Below are 17,725 nucleotides of genomic sequence, written 5' to 3'. Positions count from 1 at the left end.
CAAAACTATCAATCCAGTGTTGATACAAACGTTCCGCAACCTGCGGTTGGTGCACTACCTTCTCCGCAGCGTCATCCACGCACCACCCTAAGTTTCGCAAGTCTGGCATCTCTCCCCCCACGTGCCCCGTCACCGCGTCCGACCACCTGGCGGCTCCCGTTATGACTCGCGCCATCGCACTGCACGAAGTTTCCAAGTACTACCCGAAGCAGCCGTCGCCTGCTGTGGACCGGTTCTCGCTCGACATCGCACCCGGAGAGTTCCTGGTGCTGCTCGGCCCGTCCGGCTGCGGCAAGTCCACGGTCCTGCGCATGATCGCGGGTCTGGAGGACATCACCACCGGCGAGCTGCTGCTCGACGGGGAGTACTCCAACGACCTCGCACCCGGCGACCGCCGGATGGCGATGGTGTTCCAGAACTTCGCGCTGTACCCCAGCATGACCAGCCGGGAGAACATCGGCTTCCCGCTGCGCTTCGAGATGCCCGGTGAGGAGCACGGGCCCCGGGTCGACGAGACCGCCCGCATCCTCGGCATCGAGGAGATCCTGGACCGCTACCCCGGACAGCTCTCCGGCGGCGAGCGGCAGCGGGTCGCGATGGGCCGGGCGATCTCCCGGCACCCCTCGGTCTTCCTCATGGACGAGCCGCTGTCCAACCTGGACGCGAAGCTGCGCGCGCACCTGCGCGCCGAGATCGCCCGGCTGACCCACGGCATGGGCGTCACGACGGTGTACGTGACGCACGACCAGGCCGAGGCCATGTCGCTGGGCGACCGCGTCGCGATCATGCGCAGCGGTGTCCTCCAGCAGATCAGCACGCCGCGTGAGGCGTATCACCTGCCGGAGAACGTGTTCGTCGCCGCTTTCGTCGGCACGCCCCGGATCAATCTCCTCCAGGCCACGGTCCTGGCGCCGCTCGGCGGCGGCATGTGGATCGACTTCGGCCGCCAGCGGCTCGGCATGCCGGAACCGCTCAGCCTCGACCACCAGATGCTCCGCATCCAGCAGGGGCGCCGCATCATCGTCGGGCTGCGCTCGGAGGCCGTCCGCATCGCGCAGCCGAGCCAGGCGCACGCGGGCGAGGTCGTGCTGAGCGGGATCGTCGAGCATGTGGAGTACCAGGGCCACGAATCGCTGGTGCACCTCAACACCGGGTCGCGGCCCGCCGTCGTCCCCGAGCTGGAGGCCCCGCGGCCCGCGCAGGCGCCGTCCCGCTCGGGCACCCGGCGCGCGGCGAACGGCTCGGGCACCAGCCTCGGCAAGCTCGCCCAGAAAGCCGCGCGGCGCATCCAGGCGTCGGTGCCGGCGCGGGACGGCGGCTCCAACGGCGGCGGCGTCCCGCCGCGGCCCAACCACGCGCCCGGCCGCGCTCCGGTGACGGTGATGGACCGCCCCCTGGGCGCGCCCGAGACCCAGACCGGCGACCTCGTGGTCCGCACCGGCCCCGACATCCGCGTCCGCCGCGGTGACCGCGTGCCCCTGCTGGTGGACCTCGCCCACCTGTACGTCTTCGACCACGAGGGCCAGCGCATCTGTCCCGCCCCGGTCCAGGCCCCCCGCCTGGAATAGCCGCGTCGGCGTATTCGCGGGTGCGGAGCGGGGAGGTGCGGGGCAGGCTGCCGATATGGGAATCGAAGAGTACGGCGGCGGCCAGGAGCAGGGCGCCGAGATCATTGTCGTCACGACGAACGACGTGCCCGGCTTCCGGGTCGAGCGGGTCATCGGTGAGGTCTTCGGCCTCACCGTCCGCTCGCGGCACCTGGGCAGTCAGATCGGCGCCGGGCTGAAGTCCATGATCGGCGGCGAGCTCAAGGGCCTGACGAAGACGCTGGTGCAGACCCGTAACCAGGCCATGGAGCGCCTCGTCGAACAGGCCAAGGCGCGCGGCGCCAACGCCGTCCTCATGATGCGCTTCGACGTCACCGACGCCGCGGACCTCGGCACCGAGGTCTGCGCGTACGGCACCGCCGTGGTCCTCGCCCGCGAGTAGCCGCCGCGCGGGGCGCATGAGGTCCGGGGCACCTGAGGGGCGGCGCCCGGTCCGGGGTCCTGTCGTACCCCGGTGGAATGCTGGGCGTCGCCGACCTCAAGGAGGATGCCGTGCAGGACACCTCGTCCCCGGACCCCGAGACCACGATGCTGCTGTCGTACCTGGACGCCCAGCGGCGTCACGTGCTGGGGATTCTGGAGGGGCTGGACGAGGAGGCGCTGCACCGGCCGGTGCTGCCGTCGGGGTGGAGCTGCGCGGGGCTGGTGCGGCACCTCGCGCTGGACGTGGAGCGCTTCTGGTTCCGCGGGGTGGTGGCCGGGGAGAAGGCCGTGATCGACGCGGCGCTGACCGGCCCCGACGACGCCTGGAAGGTGGGCCCGGAGGTTTCGGCCAAGGGCGTGCTCGACCTCTACCGCCAGGAGACGGCGCTCGCGGACGCCGTGATCACCTCGACGGCGCCGAGCGCCGCCCCGGCCTGGTGGCCGACCGAACTCTTCGGGCCGGACGGCGGCATTCTGGACCTGCGCGAGGCGATCCTGCACGTCACGGTGGAGACGGCCTGCCACGCGGGTCACCTGGACGCCGTCCGTGAGCTGATCGACGGCAGGAAGTGGCTCGTGCTCACCGAGTCCTGAGCCGGACGCCCGGCCCAGTCTCCTGGGGGAAGTTCCGGGGCGGGAGCGGGCGCGGGGCGGCGGGCGGGTGCAGGCTGGGCGGGTCGGGAAAGACGCCCGCGCACGCGCTGCCGGGCTCGCCACGGAAGGCTGACATGTCACTGCACAAAGGCACGGACTCCGCCCGCAACATCGCCGTCAACCCGTTCTTCGGTGAGGCGGACCCGGTCGACGGCCGGATGACGGCTCCGCCCAAGCACAAGCTGGCGGACGGACCCATGCCGCCGCACACCGCGTACCAGATCGTGCACGACGAACTGATGCTGGACGGCAATTCGCGGCTGAATCTGGCGACGTTCGTCACGACGTGGATGGAGCCGCAGGCCAGTGTGCTGATGGCGGAGTGCGCCGACAAGAACATGATCGACAAGGACGAGTACCCGCGTACGGCGGAGCTGGAGCGCCGCTGCGTGGCGATCCTCGCCGACCTGTGGAACGCGCCGGACCCCAGCTCGGTGGTGGGCTGTTCGACCACCGGCTCGTCCGAGGCGTGCATGCTCGCGGGGATGGCGCTCAAGCGCCGCTGGATGCGGCGCACGCCCGGCTATCCGGCGACCGCGCGGCCCAATCTGGTGATGGGCGCGAACGTGCAGGTGTGCTGGGAGAAGTTCTGCGCCTTCTGGGAGGTCGAGGCGCGGCTGGCGCCGATGGAGGGCGACCGGCTGCACCTGGACGCGGAGTCGGCGCTCGCCCTGTGCGACGAGAACACCATCGGTGTGGTGGCCGTGCTGGGCTCGACCTTCGACGGGTCGTACGAGCCGGTCGCGGAGATCTGCGCGGCGCTGGACGCGTACGAGGAGCGGACCGGTACGCACATCCCGGTGCATGTCGACGGCGCGTCCGGCGCCATGATCGCGCCGTTCCTCGACGAGGACCTGGTGTGGGACTTCCGGCTGCCGCGGGTGGCGTCGATCAACACCTCGGGCCACAAGTACGGCCTGGTGTACCCGGGCGTGGGCTGGGCCCTGTGGCGGGACACCGAGGCGCTGCCGGAGGAGCTGGTCTTCCGGGTGAACTACCTCGGCGGTGACATGCCGACCTTCGCGCTGAACTTCTCGCGGCCGGGCGCGCAGGTCGTGGCGCAGTACTACTCCTTCCTGCGGCTGGGCTGGGACGGCTACCGCGCGGTGCAGCAGGCCAGCCGGGACGTGGCGATGTCGCTGGCGGCGCGGATCGCGAAGCTGGAGGACTTCACGCTGGTCAGCGCGGGTGACCAGTTGCCGGTCTTCGCCTTCACCACCGCGCCGGGGGTGGAGAACTACGACGTCTTCGACGTGTCGCGGCGGCTGCGCGAACGCGGCTGGCTGGTCCCGGCGTACACCTATCCGGCCGACCGCACCGATCTCGCGGTGCTGCGCATCGTCTGCCGCAACGGCTTCTCCGAGGACCTGGCGGACCTGCTGATGGAGGACCTGGGCCGCCTGCTGCCGGAGCTGCGCCGCCAGCCGCACCCGCTGAACCGCCCGGAGAACGTGGCGACCGCCTTCCACCACTAGCTGTCCGGGGGTCTCACGGCTGGCTGAGGCTCACCGCCAGCACCGCGCGGTCGTCGGCGACGGGCGCGCCGCCGGTCCAGGTGACCAGGTCCCGCAGCAGGACGTCGATGGCGTGCTGCGGGCCGGTCACCGGGCCGAGGCCGGAGAGCCGGATCTCGGGGTCGTAGAAGACGCCTTCGCGGTCGCGGGTCTCGGTCACGCCGTCGGTGACCAGCAGCAGTGTGGCGCCCGGCGGGAAGGCCAGCTCTTCGGGCACCGTGCGCACACCGCCGAGGTCGCTCATGCCGAACGGCACGTCGGGGGCGGCGGCTTCGAGGGTACGTACGGTGCCGCCGTCGAGCAGGTACGGCGGCGGGTGGCCGCGGTTGAGCAGCCGCAGGGTGTCGCACACCTCCTCGGGGTCCTCGGGGCGGTGGACGAATTCGGCCAGCAGCCCGGTGGTGAAGCCCTCCAGGTACTCCTCGCCGCTGCCGCCGCCGCGCCGCTCCCGGTCCCGGTCCAGCGCCCGGTCCAGGCGCCGCGCGAGGCCCGGCAGGTCGGGTTCCTCGTCGGCCGCCTCGCGGAAGGCGCCGAGCAGCACCGCGACGCTGGCGACCGCGCCCATCCCCTTGCCGCGCACGTCCCCGATCAGCAGCCGTACGCCGTAGCGGGTCTGCTCGGCCGCGTAGACATCACCGCCGATCCGCGCCCCGCTCTGGGCGGCCTCGTACCGGGCGGCTATGTCCAGCGGGCCGATCCGGGGCGGCGGGTCGGGCAGCAGGGCGCGCTGGGCCGACTCGGCGACGTCCCGCACGGTGGCGAGCCGCCGCCCCGAGCGGGTCAGCGCCCGGTTGACGGCGAGGCCGATGACGGCGGAGAGCACCACGTTCAGGATCTCGGCCACGCCGACGCCCTCGCGGATGATGCCGCCGTGGACGGTGAGCACGAAGACGCCCACCAGCGACGCCAGACAGGTGAGGACCGCGATGCGGGCGGACTGGATCGCGCCGGCCAGTACACAGGCTCCGGCCAGCATCGTGTCGCCGGTGTAGGGATTGGGCGTGACGAGGTCGAAGACCAGTCCGCCGACGATCATGGCGGCCGGAACCCAGCGCATCATGGCGGTGGGCCAAGGGGTCACAGTCCGCACATCGTCCACTTGAGGATAATATGCCCGATTCGGGGTGAAGGGGATGCCCCGGCGGAGCCGTCCGGGACGGAACGGGACGGATGCGTCCCGCGGTGATGCGGGCCGCGCCCGTCTGCGGCACGGTGGAGGGACCTCCGAAGGAAAGGTCCGTCATGGCCGAGCACACCTATCGGGTCACCGAGATCGTCGGCACCTCGCACGAAGGCGTGGACGCCGCCGTCAGGAACGGCGTCAAGCGGGCCGCGCAAACGCTGCGCGGTCTCGACTGGTTCCAGATCACCGAGGTCCGCGGGCACATCGTGGACGGCGAGGTCGAGCACTACCAGGTGGGGCTGAAGGTGGGGTTCCGTCTGGAGGACACGGACGGCTCCGCCGGGTAGCGCCCGCCGCACGGGGTGCGCCCCGTCAGGGGCGCCGGGCCCGCGACGGGCGCTGCGGCACCGCCCCGGTCGGCCGTACGGTGTCACCCGCTCGGCGCGGCCCCGCCCCCGTTCGGCGTATCACCGGTCGCCGTATCCGACAGGGCGTCAGATCCTTTTGTCATTAAGGCGGGTCATAGCCGGATTCGGCCCCGCCGTGGACGCTGACGCACTCTCGGGAGCCCGTATGAGCCAGGAGACGCCCACCCCGCCGCCCACGCCGGGGTACACACCCCCGCCGCCCACGCCTCGCGAGTCCGCGTGGGCCGCCGGTGGCACCGTCTTCGCCGGGATGATGCTGGTGTTCGGCGGCGCGCTGGCGATCCTGGAGGGGATCGTCGGCATCAGGAAGAACTCGGTGTACGTCTCCACGCGGGACTACGTCTACAAGTTCGACGTCACGTCCTGGGGCTGGATCCACCTGGCGCTCGGCGTGGTCGCCGTCCTCGTCGGCTTCGGCCTGCTGGCCGGTTCCGCCTGGGCGCGCTGGGGCGGCATCCTGATCGCCGGGCTCAACCTGGTGGCGAACTTCATGTTCCTGCCGTACCAGCCGGTCTGGGCCGTGGTCATGATCGCCATCGACGTCTTCATCATCTGGGCGCTGGCCACGTACGAACCGGCCGGGCACGGTCACGGGTCGCACGGCGGCTCGCACGGCGGGCGGCACGGCACCTCCGCCCCGGGCGCCGGGGGCCGGCTGTGACGTACACGAGCCCCACACTGGAACAGCTCCGCCGCTGCACGGTCGCCGTCGACATCGGCGCCGCCCGTACCCGCGTCTACGTCCGCAACGTCGGCGTCGTCGCCGACGAGCCGAGCGTGGCCGCGGTCGACGTACGCACCGGCGCGCTGATCGCGGTCGGCGAGCGCGCCGAGCAGATGGCCGGGCGCACCCCCGGGCACATCCGGGTGGCCAGGCCGGTCGCGGGCGGCGCGGTCGTCGACATCGAGATGGCGCGGCGCATGCTCAAGCACGTGCTCGGCGACAAGCTCGGCAAGCGGTGGCGGCGCATGCCGGTGCTGCGCGCCGCGGTGTGCATGCCGCACGGCAGCGAGCCGATCGCGCGGCGCGCGGCCATCGAGACGCTGTACGGGCTCGGCGCGCGCAAGGTCGAGCTGGTGGACACGCTGATCGCCGCGGCGGTCGGCTGCGGGCTGCCCGTCGAGCACCCCGAGGCCACGATGATCGTGGTGTGCGGCGCCGGTACGACGCAGGTCGCCGTGCTGTCGCTGGGGTCCATCGTGGCCGCGGAGACGGTGCCGGTCGGCGGTGACGCCATCGACCGCGCGGTCGTCCAGCACCTGCGCAACCACCACGAGTTGATGCTGCCCAGCCAGTCGGTACGGCCGCTGCACCAGATGCTCGGCTCCCCCGGCACCGGCGGGACGGTCACCACCGAGGTCCACGGCCGCGACGTCGTCAGCGGCCTCGCCCGCTCCGTCCTCGTCGAGACCGAGGGCGTGCGCCACGCGATGCGCACCCCGCTCACCTCCGTGCTCGACGCCATCACCACCGTGCTGCGCGCCTGCCCGCCCGACCTGGTCGCCGACCTCGCCGACCGGGGCATCATGCTGGCGGGCGGCAGCGCCCTCATGCCCGGCCTCGACCTCATGCTCGGCCAGGCCACCGGCATGCCCGTCCACATCGCCCCCCGCCCCGACACCGTCGCCGTCCAGGGCCTCGGCGCCATGATCGAGGGCCGGGTCCGCCCCATGGTCCTCGACCCCCTGACGGTCTAGGTGTCTTGACCACCAGCCCCGGTCACCCGCGTCGACAACCCTCCGGGTCCCTACACCCAGGGCCGTCCGAGGGCACCCTCCCCCATGGCGGGTGCCCTCCCAGGACGCGCCTTCAGCGCGCGGCCCGGTACGCCAGGCCCCGTACGAAGGCGTCCCGCACGCTCGCCCTCAGCTGCCGGGCCCAGGGCGGGTCCGTCTCGCCGCGCGCCGTGCTCCAGCAGGCGAGGGCGTAGCCGTACTCCGCCGGGCTCAGGTACCCCATCCGGTACCAGGGCTCGTCCCCGCGGCCGGTGAGCATCCGGTCGGTGAGATCGCCGACCGGCACCACCGAGTACCCGGCCGCCTTCACGTAGTCGTCCGCGGCGTTGGCCGTCAGGACGCCCATGCCGAGGTGGACGGTCACCAGGTCGGTGAGGCGCTCTTCCTCCGCGCGGGAGATGCCCAGCCCGGCCACCCGCCGCTCGCCGACCAGCCGGGCGTGCGCCAGCTCGTGGGCGACGAGCCCCGCGAACGCGTCGGGCCGCGCGGCCACACCGCGGTCCAGTTCGATCACCGCCCGGCCGAGCACCTTGCGGTACTCACCGACCTGGTGCCTCTTGCCCGGGACCCGCTCCGGGAAGTCCACCAGCAGCACACGGACGCCGGAGACGTCCGCGCCCATCACCGCGCCGATCCGCCGCACCAGCGGCTCGACCCGCTCCCGCGTGCCGCTGAAGTCCGCGGGGACGAAGCCCGGCAGCGCGATCTCGCGGTGCGCGGTCGCGGGCCCGAACTCCTCGGCGCACCACCGCAGCCACCGCTCGGTCCAGGCGCGCTCTCTGTCCGGTACGGGACACGCTCCCGGTACGTCGGCCCGCAGCCACGGTTTCGGCCCCGTCGTCCTCGACCCGCCCGGCGCCGGGTCCCTCGCCCGCAGCCAGTCCGCCACCCCGTCCGGCACCCGTCGGCCCATGCCACCCCCCGGTGTTCCCACCCGCCCCCTCCCCCCAGGACGCCCCCCGACCTCCCGCCAGTTGCAGCAGCCGGGCCCGCCGCTCGCCACTGACCGGCGCGGGACCTCGCGGCTCCCGCCGCCGCGGCCGCCGGAGGTGAACACGGCGTGGCCGGGGGCGGAAATGTGGTCGGCGGGGATCGCGGGGGGCGCCAGGGGGCTGGGAGCATGCGGGCGTGACGGGTGCGGCGGCGGGAGAGTTGAGGCGGCGCCTCGGTGTGGGGGACGCCGTGGTGATCGGCCTCGGGGCGATGATCGGCGCCGGGGTCTTCGCGGCGTTCGCTCCCGCGGCCCGCGCCGCGGGCACCGCGCTCCTCGCAGCCCTGGCGGTCGCTGCCGTCGTGGCGTACTGCAACGCGACGTCCTCGGCGCGTCTGGCGGCCCGCCACCCGCGCTCCGGCGGGACGTACGTGTACGGCACGGAGCGGCTCGGCCCCCTCTGGGGCTACCTGGCCGGGTGGAGCTTCGTGGCGGGCAAGACGGCCTCGTGCGCGGCGATGGCGCTGACGGTGGGGGCGTACGCGTGGCCCGAGCACCGCCGCGCGGTGGCGGTCGCGGCCGTGGTGGCCCTGACGGCCGTGAACTGCCTGGGCGTACGGAAGGCCGCCTGGCTGACCCGGCTGATCGTGGCGGTGACCCTCGCGGTCCTCGCGGCGGCGGTCACCGCGTGCCTGACCAGTACGCGGGCCGACGCGGGACGGCTGGCGTGGGATGGTGCCGCCTCCGGCCCGCACGGCCTGCTCCAGGCCGCCGGTCTGCTCTTCTTCGCCTTCGCGGGGTACGCCAGGATCGCCACGCTCGGCGAGGAGGTGAAGGACCCGGCGCGGACCGTCCCCCGCGCGATCCCGCTGGCGCTCGGCGTGACCCTCGTGGTCTACGCGGCCGTCGCCGTCGCCCTGCTGACCGTTCTCGGGCCCGACGCCCTGGCCCGCTCGGCCGCGCCCCTCACCGACGCCGTCCGTACGGCCGGGGTGCCGGGTCTGGCCCCGGTGGTCCGCGTCGGCGCGGCCGTGGCCGCCCTCGGCTCCCTGCTGGCGCTGATCCTCGGCGTCTCCCGTACCACCCTGGCGATGGCACGCGACCGGCACTTCCCGTACGCGCTCGCCGCCGTCCATCCGCGCCACGGGACCCCGGTCAGGGCGGAGGCGGCGGTCGGCGCCCTGGTCGTGGCGCTCACCGCGACCACCGATCTGACCGGGGCGATCGGCTTCTCGTCCTTCGGCGTCCTCGTCTACTACGCCGTCGCCAACGCCAGCGCCCTGCGGCTGGGCGCGGACGAGCACCGGCCGCACCCGGCCGTTCCGGTCGTCGGCCTGACCGGCTGCGCGGTGCTGGCCGCGAGCCTCCCCCCGGCCTCGGTGCTGGCCGGTCTCGGCGTGACGGCGGTCGGCGCGGTGGCGTACGCGGTGGCCCCGCGCCGGGGCGGCCGGTCGTCCTGAGCGGCACCCGGTGTCGACCGCGCCGAGCAGTGGCCGCCTCGGGCGGACGACCGGCGTAAATCGCGTGACCGCCTCCAGGGGCAGCGGCGAGACTGACGCCATGACCGGTTCCGCACCGCCTCACCCGCTTCGACCGCGCGCGCTGGGGCCCGGGGATCTCGTGGTCCTCGCGGCGCTGTCCGGTCCGCTGTCCGCCGCGCACGAGCCCCATGTCGAGCGGACGGTGGCGGTGCTCGAACGGATGGGATTCCGCGTGCGCCGGGCTCCGCTGCTCGAAGCGGGCCGAAGCCATTGGTGGAGCGCGGCCGCACCGGCGGAGATCGCCGCAGAGCTCAACGGCCTTCTGCGTGATCCCGAGGTGCGCGCGATCGTCGCGAGTGACGGCGGCCAGACGGTGCTCGGCTACCTCGACCTGATCGACGTCGAGGCGATCAGGGCCGACCCCAAGCCGATCCTCGGCTACAGCGACATCTCGCTGCTGCATCTGGTGCTCCACGCACGCACGGGCCTGGTCGGGTTCCACGCCGACATGGCCGTCCCCGGCTTCGGCGGGCACTGGCGGTCCGCGCCCGCTGCGCGCCAGGCGGAACTCGAGAAGCTCTACTCCAGGCTGCTGACCTGTACCGAGGCGATCGGCGCGCTGCCCGCGAGCCCGTCGTGGGAGTGCTGGCGTCCCGGCCGTGCCGAAGGCCGTCTGATCGGAGGGGTGATCAACCGCGTCGTGCTGGCGCAGGCGACGCGGTTCGCGCTGCCGCTCGAACGGTTCGACGGCGCGGTGCTGTTCTGGGAGGAGACGGGCGGCCTGGCCTCGCACGTGTGGAGCTATCTGCAAGTGCTGCGGCACTCCGGCGTCCTCGACCGGATCTCCGGCATGGTCGTGGGCGTACCGGGCGGGATCGGCGGACTTGAGCCCGGCGCGTCCCCGACCCTGCCCGAGCTGGTCCTCGACGTCCTCGGCGACCGTGACATCCCGGTCCTGGGCAATGTCGAGTTCGGGCACGCCGGTCCGAATCTGCCGATGCCGGTCGGCATTCGCGTCGGCCTCGACGCGCGACGGCGGACGTTGTCGCTCCTCGAACCGGCGGTGGGGCCGCGCGCGGCGACGGGCCCGGCCGGCTGAACACCGCCGATCAGTGAGCGGACGGCGGGCGTACGCGGTCACCGGCGGTGAGAGGGCGTCCACGGGGGCGCGACCGTGGGGGCCGGGCGCGGGCTCTCCTCGGACGAGCGGTGGGGCCGGGGTTCAGAAGCGGGCGCGGTCGGCCGCCGCCTCGCCGTGGCGCCAGCCCTCGGCGTCGCGGCCCTTGAGCCGCGAGGTGGTGGTGGACGGGAACATGCGGCGGGTCGCGTCGCGTACGTCGACCTCGCGGGCGGCGAGGACGGGCAGCAGGTCGGCGGGCGGGGTGGCGGTCTCGGCCTGGGCCTCCCGGGTGGCGGCGGCCAGGCGTTCGCGGACGCGGCCCGCGTAACCGATCAGGAAGGACTCGCGGAAGTCGCGCGAGCGCGAGGTGCCGCCGCGCAGGGCGTGGTCGGCTTGGACGAGCAGCGAGGTGTAGAGGAGTTCGACGGCCTCCAGGTCGGTCGCGAAACCGACCACCGTCGAGAAGCCGAAGTCGGCCGCCCACACCGCCTGGCAGCGGTTCGCCGCCGCGACGGCGTCCAGCAGCAGGGCCTTCGCGCCCTCGTACGGGCGGTCCACCCCGATCCGGCACGCGCCGGGGCCCCGGCCCGGCGCCCCGGGCGCTCCCGTGGCCGCGACCAGCGCCTCGTCGATGCTGTGCCTGGCCATCAGGTGCTGGGCCTTCGCCGACAGCGCCTCGGCCTCCTCGGGGAAGCCGGTGGACTCGGCCTTCGCCAGCAGCGCCCGGATGCGGGCGAGCATCTTGGAGTGCGGGCCGGTGGCCGGGGGCGCCGACGCGGGGCCCGGCGTCAGGGGGGTGATGCGCGGCAGCCGCCCGTACAGGCAGAGCAGTTCCACGAGGGCCGTCGCCGTACTGAAGCGGTCGAGCCGCTCGCTGCGGGCGAACTCCGCGAGGAAGGGTTCCTCGCCGTCCCCCGCGGCCCGCGCCAACCGCTCGTGCCGCGCGTCGAGTTCCCGCCCCGCCATCCGTACGAGGTCCCGAAGCTCCCACCCGCGCGCCCCGCACTCCCGCACCACCCGCCCGGCCAGCTTCCCGGCCGCGCCCTCCCACCGCTCACCCGCGGCGGCCAGCACCGACGCCGCCGCGTCCACGGCGGCTTCCTCCGCCGTCGCCCCCGCGCCGGAGACCACCGCCGCCGCATACGCCCGCTCGAACTCGTCCACGGATCCATGGTCGCCGACGCGGCGCGCGCCGCTCGCCGGCCCCCGCTGGCCGAGCGCGTACGCGGTCCCCCGCACGGGCCCCGAGAGCCGGAACGTGTTGCGGCCATGTCAATCCGTCCCTTAGGTTGACGCGCGTCGACACAGCCTGCGCGCAGAGGAGTTGATGTGCTGTCCGTGCTCTGGTGACGCCGCCCGGACCGGGCTCACCGGCCGCTCACAGTCCCGGCACCCCCACCCCGACTCCCACCGCCGACGACCGCACCGCTACACCCCCGGCTCAGCGCGTCAGAGCGTGTCCCCCTCCACACACCCCTGGGAGCATCATGTCCGCAACCACCCCCTCGCGGTTCAGGCCAGCCACCCGCGGTACGGGCTCGGGCCGGAAGACGGCCTGCGCGGCCGGGCTGCTGGCCGCCGCCGTGACCCTGCTGGTCCTGCCCGGCACCGCCTCCGCGTCGACCGCCGCCGACGACGGCCGCGGCACCCCGACCCGTATGACGCACCCGGATCAGGACCACGCCGGATCGGGGCTCGGGAGCCCGGGCGCGGGAACGCTGTCGGCCGCGGCGCGGGCGGCCGTCGGCACGGGCCCGGCCGGTCTCGACGTCAGCGGTTACCAGGGCAACGTCGACTGGGCGTCCGTCAAGAGCAAGGGCGCCGCCTTCGCCTACGTCAAGGCCACCGAAGGCACCACGTACACGAGCCCGAACTTCTCCCAGCAGTACAGCGGCTCCTACAACGCCGGGCTGGTCCGCGGCGCCTACCACTTCGCGCTGCCGAACAATTCGAGCGGTACGGCGCAGGCCGACTGGTTCGTCGGCCACGGAGGCGGCTGGAGCGCCGACGGGAAGACGCTGCCGCCCGCCCTCGACATCGAGTACAACCCGTACGGGGCCACCTGCTACGGGCTGAGCCAGAGCGCGATGGTGAGCTGGATCCGGGACTTCAGCAACGAGGTGCGCACCAGGACCGGGCGCTACCCGACGATCTACACCACCACCGACTGGTGGACGTCGTGCACCGGCAACAACAGCGGTTTCGGCGCCACCAACCCGCTGTGGGTGGCCCGTTACAGCAGCGGCCCCGGCACGCTGCCGGCCGGCTGGTCGGCCCAGACGATCTGGCAGTACGCCGACTCCGGCACCTTCCCCGGTGACCAGGACACCTTCAACGGCACCCTCACCGACCTCCAGAACTTCGCCAAGGGCAGCGGCTACAACCCGCCGCCGACCACGAGCTGGCCGACCGTCCAGCAGGGCGCGAGCGGCGAGCGGGTCAAGACGGTCCAGTACCTGCTCAACGCGCACGGTTCGGCCCTGGCGGTGGACGGTGCCTTCGGCGCGGGCACCAACACCGACGTCCGCTCCTTCCAGTCCGCCCACGGCCTCACCGCCGACGGGATCGTCGGCCCCAACACCTGGCAGGCCCTGATCGTCACCGTGCAGCAGGGCTCGTCGGGCGCCGCGGTCCAGGCCGCGCAGAGCCAGCTCAACGCGCACGGTTCGTCCCTGGCCGTGGACGGTGCCTTCGGCGCGGGCACCAACACCGCCGTCCGCTCCTTCCAGTCCGCCCACGGCCTCACCGCCGACGGGATCGTCGGCCCCAACACCTGGCAGGCCCTGGTCTCCTGACCCTCGGCGCACCCTGACCGGACAGCGGCAGCACCCGCGATCCCGGTACGGCACCCCGGCCGCGCTCCTCCGGCCGGGGTGCCGTTCGCGTGAACGCGGAAGGCATGGGTCACCGCGCGCCGGCGCCGCGCGACATCGGCCCCCTCCCGGGGCCGGGGGCCTCGGGCGACGGGCGACGGGCGACGGGCGACGGGCGACGGGCGACGGGCGACGGGCGACGGGCGACGGGCGACGGGGTCAGCGTTCGCCCTGGGCGACCTCGATGGAGCCGTGGAGGTCGTGGGCGGCCTGGAGGGCGCTGGCGGCGGACAGGGCGAGGCAGGAGGCCAGGACGAGGGCTATGGCGCGGGGGGCGCGGGCGCGGAGGTGGGGGGTGGTCGGGGGGTGGGCCAGGAGGGCGGCGACGCGGCGCGGCACGGGCCCGGTGGCGGCCGGGAGCGCGGCGTGCGGCCGGACGCCGGGCCGGGAGGCCAGGGCGGCGCGCCCGATGGCGCGGGCGGCGAGGCGGCGGTCGCCGACGGCGAGGGCTGCGGACTCGTCGGCCCAGCGTTCGAGGGCGTAGGACAGCGGCCCGCGCAGGCCGCGCAGGGCGGGGTGGCAGGAGGAGGCGAGGGCGAAGGCGGCGAGGAAGAGGTGGTGGCGCCCGGCGAGGTGGGCCCGCTCGTGGGCGAGCAGCGCCTCGCGCTCGGCGGGACCGAGGGCACGCAGCATGCCGGTGGTGACGACGATCCGGCCGGGCCGTCCGGGCAGCGCGTACGCGTCGGGGCCGGGGTCCTGGAGGACGGTGAGGTCACCGGCCGCCGTACCGGCCGCGACGGCGCGCCTGCGGGCCCGCGCGGCGAGCACGAGGTGGCGGCGCGAGGTGCGGACCAGCGCCGTGACGACGGCGGCCAGCAGCACGGCGGCGACGCACGCGGCGGCCACCGTCACCTGGTCGCCGACCACCGGCAGCACGAAGTGCGCGAAGGCGGCGACCGGCGGGAGCCGCAGGGCGCCCGCCCCGGCGAGCAGCAGCAGCGCGGTGGTGCTGCACGCGGCGAGCGCGACGGCGGACCCGGCGAGCAGCCAGGCCGCGGCGCGCGGCGGCAGCGCGTCCGCCAGCCGCCGCGCGGCGGGCACGGCGAGCAGCGGGAGCAGCAGCGGCGCCCAGACGGCGAGGTTCACGGGCGGCGGCCCTCCGAGGCGGGACCGGCGGGGCCGGAGGCCGGGGACGGCCCGTCGTCCTCCTCCGCCTGGACCAGCAGCTCGCGCAGCAGCCGTTCGTCGTCCGGGTCGAGCTGGGAGACGAAGCGGGCCAGGACCGTACCGCGGTCGTCCTCACCGGACTTGTCCAGCTCGGTGCGCATGCGGCGGGCGGCCAGGCCCGGCGAGTCCTGGACCGGCAGGTAGGCGTAGCCGCGCCCCGAACGGGTGCGGCTGACGGACCCCTTCTCGTAGAGGCGCGCGAGGATCGTGGTGACGGTGGTGCGCGCGAGGGCGGTGCCCAGGTCGCGCTGGACGTCGGCGGGGGTCAGGGCGCGGCCGTCGGCCGCCCACAGCGCGGCCAGCACGCTCGCCTCGAGTTCACCCGAAGGCCGCCGGGCCGACGCGTTGGCCTCCGTCATGGATCGCCCCTTCCGGCTCGTTCGTCTACAGTTCTGTAGACCGACTACACGACTGTAGTCGGGGAGGGTGCCGCGCGGCACCCCAGGACCCATTATGGGAGGGCCCCACCGTCATGCCCCTGCCCGCGCTCGATCAGGCCGTGAACGTCCTGGACGCGACCTCCCTGCTGTCGTCCTTCGGGGCCATCGGCATCGCGGTCATCATGTTCGCCGAAACCGGCCTGCTCATCGGCTTCTTCCTGCCCGGCGACTCGCTGCTCTTCACCGCCGGGCTGCTGTGCGTGCCCGGCGCCTCCGATGTGGTGCATCTCTCGCTGTGGCAGGTGCTGCTCGCCGCCGTGGCCGGGGCGCTGCTGGGGGCGCAGACCGGTTACGTGATCGGACGGCGCGGCGGCCCCGCGCTGCTGAACCGCACGAAGAACGCCAAGCTGCACCAGGGCGCGGCCAGAGCCGCGGAACTCCTCGAACGGTACGGCCACGCCAAGGCCGTCGTCCTGGCCCGCTTCATCCCCATCGTGCGCACGGTGCTCAACCCGCTCGCCGGGACGCTGAACGTGCCGGTCCGCACCTTCACCGTCTGGCAGATCGCGGGCGGCGCCGTCTGGACCGTCGGCCTGGTGCTCGGCGGCTACGGGCTCGGCTCGTCGATCCCGCACGTGGACACGTACCTGCTGCCGATCGTCGCGGTGATCGTGGTCGTCTCGCTGGCGCCGCTGGTCCTGGAGGTGCGGCGCAGCCGCCGCGGCGGCGCGAAGGCGGCCGACGCCGAGCCCGTACCCGCCGCGTCCGCCCCCGCCGTGACGACCCCCGCCGCCTCTGACCCGGAGCGCCCGTGACCTCGCAATTCGACGCGGGCCTGTACCGCTGGATCACCGACCTCGCGGGGCGCACCCCGCAGCCCGTGGACGACACCGTCCGCTTCTTCAGCGACTACGGGCTCGGCCTCTTCGCCGTCCTGATGCTGATCGTCTGGTGGCGGGCCCGCCCCGCCGGGTCCGCCGCGATGGCGGCGGCGCTGGCCGTGCCGTTCACCGTCGTGGTCGCCTTCCTCGTCAACGACGGGGTCAAGGCGGTCTTCGACGAGCAGCGGCCCTGTCAGACACTGCACACCGTCACGGTCGAGACGTGTCCGGCGCTCGGCGACTGGTCCTTCCCCAGCAACCACTCCGCCATCGCCGCGGCCGCCGCCGTCGGCCTGCTCTTCGCCGACCGGCGCCTGGGACCGCGTCTCGCCGTCCCCCTCGCCCTCCTCATGGCCGCCTCCCGCGTCTGGATCGGCGTCCACTACCCGCACGACGTCGTCGTCGGCCTTTTCGTCGGCGCCCTCGTCGCCTGGCCCGTCTCCCTCCTGGCCCCCCGCGCCGCCCCCGCCGTCGACCGCCTCCGCGCCACCAGACTCCGCCCCCTGGTCCACGCCCTGCGTCCCGCCGCCGAATAGCCTTCCGGGGTACGGCCCCGGTCGGTTGACCGCGCCGCGCTGTGGCGCGGCCCGGGGCTCGGGGGTCGGGGGTCTGCGTACGGGGCTACATGCGGGATTTCAGGACGTCGACCTCGCAGCCCGGGGCGAACGGGTCGAAGCCGTGTTCGGTCAGCCAGCGGACGCCCAGGAGGGCGCGCAGGGACCACCAGGCGCGCAGAGCGTCGAGGTCGACGTCGGCGCCGTAGCCGGTGAGGAGGTCGCCGAGGCGCTCCTCGTGGCCGAGGGTCAAGGTGGCGAGGTCGAAGAGGGCGTCGCCCCGGCCCGCCTCCGACCAGTCGATGACGCCGGTGACCTCGGCGCCGTCGACGAAGACGTGATCGATCTGGAGGTCGCCGTGCGCGAACACCGGCGTCCACGCCCGGAGCGCGGCCTCGGCGACCCGGCGGTTGCTGGTGACCAGGGCGGCGGGCAGGACGCCGCTGGTCACCAGCGCCTCGCACTCGCCGTCGAGTTCCACCGCCAACTCGCCGGGGTCGCGGCGGCGCCGGCCGGGCCAGGGCGGCAACGGCGCGTCGTGCAGCCGCCGGACGGCGGCGCCCGCCGCGGCCCACGCCGCCGGGGACGCGGGCGACGGCTCACCGAGGCGGCCGAGCGCCGTGCCCCGGACCGCGGCGAGCGCGAGCACGGGCGGCTCGCGCCACAGGATCTCCGGGGTCGGGACCGGCGCCAGGGCCATCGCCTCGACCTCGACGTCGATACGCGCCTGATCGGCGTCCACCTTCAAGAACACGTCGCCGACGCGCAGGGTCGCGCGCTCGGAGTGGGCGACCACCACATTGACCTCGTCCATGGGCGGCAGTATCCGGGGGGAGGGCCCCGGCGTCACCG

At 74.2% G+C, this 17,725-nt stretch carries 18 protein-coding genes and 2 pseudogenes; 14 read left to right on the top strand and 6 right to left on the bottom strand.

Features of this window, described 5'->3' with window-relative positions; all coding sequences use genetic code 11:
- The first annotated feature begins 161 nt into the window (after positions 1 to 161).
- The 4 genes from ACIP4Z_RS20395 (at position 162) to ACIP4Z_RS20380 (ending at position 4,159) form a co-directional block, all read left to right on the top strand.
- A complete protein-coding gene (locus ACIP4Z_RS20395; protein ID WP_391043022.1) occupies positions 162 to 1,568 on the top strand; it encodes an ATP-binding cassette domain-containing protein in 1,407 nt (468 codons plus the stop codon).
- Between the two features lie 55 nt (positions 1,569 to 1,623).
- Positions 1,624 to 1,989 (top strand): YbjQ family protein, encoded by a 366-nt coding sequence (locus ACIP4Z_RS20390; RefSeq protein WP_355336414.1) that lies wholly within the window; start codon positions 1,624 to 1,626, stop codon positions 1,987 to 1,989.
- A gap of 77 nt (positions 1,990 to 2,066) precedes the next feature.
- A complete protein-coding gene (locus ACIP4Z_RS20385; RefSeq protein WP_401309928.1) occupies positions 2,067 to 2,624 on the top strand; it encodes a DinB family protein in 558 nt (185 codons plus the stop codon).
- Positions 2,625 to 2,758: 134 nt separating this feature from the next.
- Complete coding sequence (locus ACIP4Z_RS20380; protein ID WP_355336412.1) at positions 2,759 to 4,159, top strand: glutamate decarboxylase; 1,401 nt, start codon at positions 2,759 to 2,761, stop codon at positions 4,157 to 4,159.
- 13 nt (positions 4,160 to 4,172) lie between these two features.
- Here ACIP4Z_RS20380 and ACIP4Z_RS20375 read toward each other — a convergent pair whose 3' ends face one another.
- The gene (locus ACIP4Z_RS20375; protein WP_401309925.1) at positions 4,173 to 5,297 is read right to left on the bottom strand and encodes a PP2C family protein-serine/threonine phosphatase; all 1,125 of its coding nucleotides are present in this window, start codon (positions 5,295 to 5,297) and stop codon (positions 4,173 to 4,175) included.
- Positions 5,298 to 5,440: 143 nt separating this feature from the next.
- On the opposite strand from ACIP4Z_RS20375, the gene ACIP4Z_RS20370 reads away from it, so the two are divergent.
- From ACIP4Z_RS20370 to ACIP4Z_RS20360, 3 genes are all read left to right on the top strand, one after another.
- Entirely contained in the window at positions 5,441 to 5,668 is a 228-nt protein-coding gene (locus tag ACIP4Z_RS20370; protein ID WP_355336410.1) for a dodecin, read from the top strand.
- A 226-nt stretch (positions 5,669 to 5,894) separates the two neighbouring features.
- Positions 5,895 to 6,410: a hypothetical protein gene (locus tag ACIP4Z_RS20365; RefSeq protein ID WP_401309921.1), complete on the top strand. Its 516-nt coding sequence runs from the start codon at positions 5,895 to 5,897 to the stop codon at positions 6,408 to 6,410.
- Positions 6,407 to 7,447 carry a rod shape-determining protein gene (locus ACIP4Z_RS20360; protein ID WP_355336408.1) on the top strand — a complete coding sequence of 347 codons (1,041 nt, stop codon included), beginning with the start codon at positions 6,407 to 6,409 and terminating at the stop codon, positions 7,445 to 7,447. Before ACIP4Z_RS20365 ends, ACIP4Z_RS20360 begins: the two co-directional genes overlap by 4 nt.
- A 112-nt stretch (positions 7,448 to 7,559) precedes the next feature.
- On the opposite strand, the gene ACIP4Z_RS20355 is transcribed toward ACIP4Z_RS20360, so the two are convergent.
- Complete coding sequence (locus ACIP4Z_RS20355) at positions 7,560 to 8,399, bottom strand: hypothetical protein (RefSeq protein WP_401309918.1); 840 nt, start codon at positions 8,397 to 8,399, stop codon at positions 7,560 to 7,562.
- Positions 8,400 to 8,614: 215 nt separating this feature from the next.
- Between ACIP4Z_RS20355 and ACIP4Z_RS20350 the strand changes: the two genes are divergently transcribed.
- Both ACIP4Z_RS20350 and ACIP4Z_RS20345 read left to right on the top strand, forming a co-directional pair.
- Positions 8,615 to 9,877 (top strand): APC family permease, encoded by a 1,263-nt coding sequence (locus ACIP4Z_RS20350; protein WP_401309915.1) that lies wholly within the window; start codon positions 8,615 to 8,617, stop codon positions 9,875 to 9,877.
- A gap of 100 nt (positions 9,878 to 9,977) precedes the next feature.
- Complete coding sequence (locus ACIP4Z_RS20345) at positions 9,978 to 10,997, top strand: LD-carboxypeptidase (protein ID WP_401309912.1); 1,020 nt, start codon at positions 9,978 to 9,980, stop codon at positions 10,995 to 10,997.
- Between the two features lie 123 nt (positions 10,998 to 11,120).
- Here the strand turns inward: ACIP4Z_RS20345 and ACIP4Z_RS20340 are convergent, their stop codons facing one another.
- Positions 11,121 to 12,182, bottom strand: coding sequence for a DUF2786 domain-containing protein (locus tag ACIP4Z_RS20340; protein ID WP_401309909.1), 1,062 nt, complete (start codon positions 12,180 to 12,182; stop codon positions 11,121 to 11,123).
- 323 nt (positions 12,183 to 12,505) lie between these two features.
- On the opposite strand from ACIP4Z_RS20340, the pseudogene ACIP4Z_RS20335 reads away from it, so the two are divergent.
- From ACIP4Z_RS20335 to ACIP4Z_RS20325, 3 genes and pseudogenes are all read left to right on the top strand, one after another.
- A pseudogene (locus ACIP4Z_RS20335) lies at positions 12,506 to 13,390 on the top strand (lysozyme); the annotation flags it as partial.
- 66 nt (positions 13,391 to 13,456) lie between these two features.
- A pseudogene (locus ACIP4Z_RS20330) lies at positions 13,457 to 13,600 on the top strand (peptidoglycan-binding protein); the annotation flags it as partial.
- Positions 13,601 to 13,621: 21 nt separating this feature from the next.
- Complete coding sequence (locus ACIP4Z_RS20325; protein ID WP_355336444.1) at positions 13,622 to 13,813, top strand: peptidoglycan-binding domain-containing protein; 192 nt, start codon at positions 13,622 to 13,624, stop codon at positions 13,811 to 13,813.
- Positions 13,814 to 14,050: 237 nt separating this feature from the next.
- Here ACIP4Z_RS20325 and ACIP4Z_RS20320 read toward each other — a convergent pair whose 3' ends face one another.
- Together ACIP4Z_RS20320 and ACIP4Z_RS20315 are read right to left on the bottom strand one after the other, a co-directional pair.
- Entirely contained in the window at positions 14,051 to 14,977 is a 927-nt protein-coding gene (locus ACIP4Z_RS20320; RefSeq protein ID WP_355336403.1) for a M56 family metallopeptidase, read from the bottom strand.
- The gene (locus ACIP4Z_RS20315) at positions 14,974 to 15,417 is read right to left on the bottom strand and encodes a BlaI/MecI/CopY family transcriptional regulator (protein ID WP_401309906.1); all 444 of its coding nucleotides are present in this window, start codon (positions 15,415 to 15,417) and stop codon (positions 14,974 to 14,976) included. Before ACIP4Z_RS20315 ends, ACIP4Z_RS20320 begins: the two co-directional genes overlap by 4 nt.
- Positions 15,418 to 15,530: 113 nt before the next feature.
- On the opposite strand from ACIP4Z_RS20315, the gene ACIP4Z_RS20310 reads away from it, so the two are divergent.
- Both ACIP4Z_RS20310 and ACIP4Z_RS20305 read left to right on the top strand, forming a co-directional pair.
- Complete coding sequence (locus ACIP4Z_RS20310; RefSeq protein ID WP_401309903.1) at positions 15,531 to 16,253, top strand: DedA family protein; 723 nt, start codon at positions 15,531 to 15,533, stop codon at positions 16,251 to 16,253.
- The gene (locus ACIP4Z_RS20305; protein ID WP_401309900.1) at positions 16,250 to 16,855 is read left to right on the top strand and encodes a phosphatase PAP2 family protein; all 606 of its coding nucleotides are present in this window, start codon (positions 16,250 to 16,252) and stop codon (positions 16,853 to 16,855) included. The genes ACIP4Z_RS20310 and ACIP4Z_RS20305 overlap by 4 nt, the downstream gene beginning before the upstream one ends.
- A gap of 85 nt (positions 16,856 to 16,940) precedes the next feature.
- Here the strand turns inward: ACIP4Z_RS20305 and ACIP4Z_RS20300 are convergent, their stop codons facing one another.
- Complete coding sequence (locus ACIP4Z_RS20300; RefSeq protein ID WP_401309897.1) at positions 16,941 to 17,687, bottom strand: phosphotransferase family protein; 747 nt, start codon at positions 17,685 to 17,687, stop codon at positions 16,941 to 16,943.
- Between the last annotated feature and the right edge of the window lie 38 nt (positions 17,688 to 17,725).

This window comes from Streptomyces sp. NPDC088910, from assembly GCF_044749865.1.
Lineage (GTDB): Bacteria > Actinomycetota > Actinomycetes > Streptomycetales > Streptomycetaceae > Actinacidiphila.
This window is presented reverse-complemented; position numbering and strand designations above follow the sequence as displayed.

Excerpts from the sequence above, each read along its gene's own strand:
- ACIP4Z_RS20380 (WP_355336412.1), top strand. The coding sequence starts at position 2,759 with ATGTCACTGCACAAAGGCACGGACTCCGCCCGCAACATCGCCGTCAAC.
- ACIP4Z_RS20390 (WP_355336414.1), top strand. The coding sequence starts at position 1,624 with ATGGGAATCGAAGAGTACGGCGGCGGCCAGGAGCAGGGCGCCGAGATC.
- ACIP4Z_RS20310 (WP_401309903.1), top strand. The coding sequence starts at position 15,531 with ATGCCCCTGCCCGCGCTCGATCAGGCCGTGAACGTCCTGGACGCGACC.
- ACIP4Z_RS20385 (WP_401309928.1), top strand. The coding sequence starts at position 2,067 with ATGCTGGGCGTCGCCGACCTCAAGGAGGATGCCGTGCAGGACACCTCG.
- ACIP4Z_RS20395 (WP_391043022.1), top strand. The coding sequence starts at position 162 with ATGACTCGCGCCATCGCACTGCACGAAGTTTCCAAGTACTACCCGAAG.
- ACIP4Z_RS20355 (WP_401309918.1), bottom strand. The coding sequence starts at position 8,399 with ATGGGCCGACGGGTGCCGGACGGGGTGGCGGACTGGCTGCGGGCGAGG.
- ACIP4Z_RS20365 (WP_401309921.1), top strand. The coding sequence starts at position 5,895 with ATGAGCCAGGAGACGCCCACCCCGCCGCCCACGCCGGGGTACACACCC.
- ACIP4Z_RS20345 (WP_401309912.1), top strand. The coding sequence starts at position 9,978 with ATGACCGGTTCCGCACCGCCTCACCCGCTTCGACCGCGCGCGCTGGGG.
- ACIP4Z_RS20315 (WP_401309906.1), bottom strand. The coding sequence starts at position 15,417 with ATGACGGAGGCCAACGCGTCGGCCCGGCGGCCTTCGGGTGAACTCGAG.
- ACIP4Z_RS20370 (WP_355336410.1), top strand. The coding sequence starts at position 5,441 with ATGGCCGAGCACACCTATCGGGTCACCGAGATCGTCGGCACCTCGCAC.
- ACIP4Z_RS20300 (WP_401309897.1), bottom strand. The coding sequence starts at position 17,687 with ATGGACGAGGTCAATGTGGTGGTCGCCCACTCCGAGCGCGCGACCCTG.